The sequence below is a fragment of the Porticoccus sp. genome (assembly GCA_023261185.1).
In the GTDB taxonomy this organism is placed as follows: Bacteria; Pseudomonadota; Gammaproteobacteria; order Pseudomonadales; family Porticoccaceae; genus Porticoccus; species Porticoccus litoralis.
In genome coordinates this window covers 1-1,894 of record JALRJN010000117.1, presented here as the reverse complement: position 1 = coordinate 1,894, position 1,894 = coordinate 1, and the positions used below count along the sequence as shown (strand labels likewise).

The window sequence follows — 1,894 nt, the reverse complement described above, 5'->3', positions numbered from 1 at the left end:
AAATGACCATGAAACTGGTCGATGGCCCTTTTCGCCGTTTTGATGGGACCTGGCATTTCATAGCCCTGGGTGATAAGGCCTGCAAGATCGAATTCCGGTTGAGCTACGAGTTTTCCAGTAAGCTTTTTGAAAAAATCATCGGTCCCGTCTTCAGCCGGATTGCCAATACCTTCATCGAGGCTTTTGTGCAGCGGGCAGCACAGGTTTACGGTTCATGAAAATCGAAGTCATCTACGCACTACCTGACCGCCAGGAGCTTGTCACACTGGACTTGCCGGACGGCAGTACTGCCCAGCAGGCGGTTGAAGCCTCCGGGCTATTGCAGAAATATCCGGATATCGAACCGGGCGGGCGCAACAAGCTCGGCGTCTTTTCCAAGCTGGTAAAAGCAGATGCCGTTCTGCGTGATCGTGACCGCGTCGAGATCTATCGCCCGCTGATCGCCGACCCCAAAGAAGTACGGCGTCAGAAAGCCGCGGAAGGCAAAGTCATGAAGCGTGGCGCGGCTGAACTCAATGCCGGCGAATCTCCAGATGCCTAAAGCGGATGCTGAGGGGTCTTCGGGCAAAGCTCTTTCAGGCGTTCTAGCGATGCCAGATTTTGCCGGATTGTGATCAGCCCAGAGTCGGGAATCAGCAACTTACCGCTGGCTTTATCGCGTTCGATGTTGGCCAGATTCACCCGGGTTTCTTCATAACGTTTATCAATACTCCGACAGGTGGCCGACTCCTCGGCAGTCATGCGTTGGTGGGTCACAGGTGATCGATCCGGGGGTAGGGCCGACCGCCCAGCAGTGCCGGATGCCTGGATCTCGGGCGTTAGACTCATGACCTGATCCAGTTCCAGTGGCGCAGGCTGCACCCCTGTCGGTAGGCCCTGATCGCTGAGCCAGAGCGAGCCAGCAACATCGCGCCCAGTCTGCAATTGTGCCTCAGCTCTGGCCGAGAAAGTCAGTAAAAACAACGCACCAAGCAGGACCGCCAGAGGCGCGCGCTGATTATGTGAGAAGCACTTGAACCCGGCGTGAAGGCAAGGCGGCAGGGGAGTCCATCCGAGTGTTAGGAACATGTGGAGAGGAAATCATCCAAGTATCACTTGCTGGCATCATGTTGTGACGAGCACGACATCAATGTCAGGATTTGTCAGGATTCTGGTTTGCTTTCTATGAGAGTATAAAGGTGTTTTGAACAAATCAGATTTGTATGGTGAATGAACCGTTTCAAAAAATGCCAATCTGGATTCGTTGTAGTCAAACTTAGCCACTCAGATTGCACTGGGTATATTCAGTACCTTGTGAAAATGAACTGAATCTAAAAAATCAAATATTGGGGATTTATAGATGTCACACGAAAAAATCATTCTTACTGGAGCGGCAGCACTGGTGTTGGCGGCGTGTGGCAGCGGTGGTGGTAATGACAACTCCCCGCCGAGCAACACTGTGAATCTGACCGGAGGGATGCGTTTGGTGGGAGCCACGGGTATGGCGGGTGCAGATGCCGCAAATCCGGGTGGCGATGGGGGTAATGGCGGTGCAGGTGCCGCACTTTATGATCTGACGTCCGTCGGTGTTACTCACTTGAACATCAGTTCAACAGGAGCCAGTCCAAATGCTTTAATTGGTGGCTGGGGTGGTAATGGCGGTAACGGCGGCAATGCAGTCAGTTCAGGTGGTAATGGCGGTGTCGGCGGCAATGGTGGCAACGGGATGATCCCAATTTCTAATAATCCGGGTCTGAATGTTTCGATTACAGGAGATCAAGCACTCACGATCGCATGCGGTAACGGCGGCAATGGGGGCGTGGGCGGGAACGCCGGCATTTTTGGTAATGGTGGAAATGGCGGTGTTGGCGGTAATGGTGGTGTAGGCGGCAATGGCGGAAATGGTGGTCAGGGT

3 protein-coding genes and 1 pseudogene are annotated in these 1,894 nt (G+C 53.6%); 3 read left to right on the top strand and 1 reads right to left on the bottom strand.

Annotation, left to right across the window (positions count from 1 at the left end; translation table 11 throughout):
- The coding region (locus tag ACYZYZ_RS10815; protein ID WP_461484261.1) for an SRPBCC family protein at positions 1-218 on the top strand (218 nt) is incomplete at its 5' end.
- The gene (locus tag ACYZYZ_RS10810; RefSeq protein ID WP_461484260.1) at positions 215-541 is read left to right on the top strand and encodes an RnfH family protein; all 327 of its coding nucleotides are present in this window, start codon (positions 215-217) and stop codon (positions 539-541) included. The genes ACYZYZ_RS10815 and ACYZYZ_RS10810, both read left to right, overlap by 4 nt.
- Here the strand turns inward: ACYZYZ_RS10810 and ACYZYZ_RS10805 are convergent.
- Positions 538-1,068 (bottom strand): hypothetical protein, encoded by a 531-nt coding sequence (locus ACYZYZ_RS10805; RefSeq protein WP_461484259.1) that lies wholly within the window; start codon positions 1,066-1,068, stop codon positions 538-540. The two genes, ACYZYZ_RS10810 and ACYZYZ_RS10805, sit on opposite strands and share 4 nt — an antisense overlap.
- A gap of 271 nt (positions 1,069-1,339) precedes the next feature.
- Here ACYZYZ_RS10805 and ACYZYZ_RS10800 point away from each other — a divergent pair.
- Positions 1,340-1,894, top strand: a pseudogene (locus ACYZYZ_RS10800) (hypothetical protein); the annotation flags it as partial.

What these genes read in the sequence shown, in the direction of transcription:
- ACYZYZ_RS10810 (WP_461484260.1), top strand. Translation starts at nt 215, where the DNA reads ATGAAAATCGAAGTCATCTACGCACTACCTGACCGCCAGGAGCTTGTC.
- ACYZYZ_RS10805 (WP_461484259.1), bottom strand. Translation starts at nt 1,068, where the DNA reads ATGTTCCTAACACTCGGATGGACTCCCCTGCCGCCTTGCCTTCACGCC.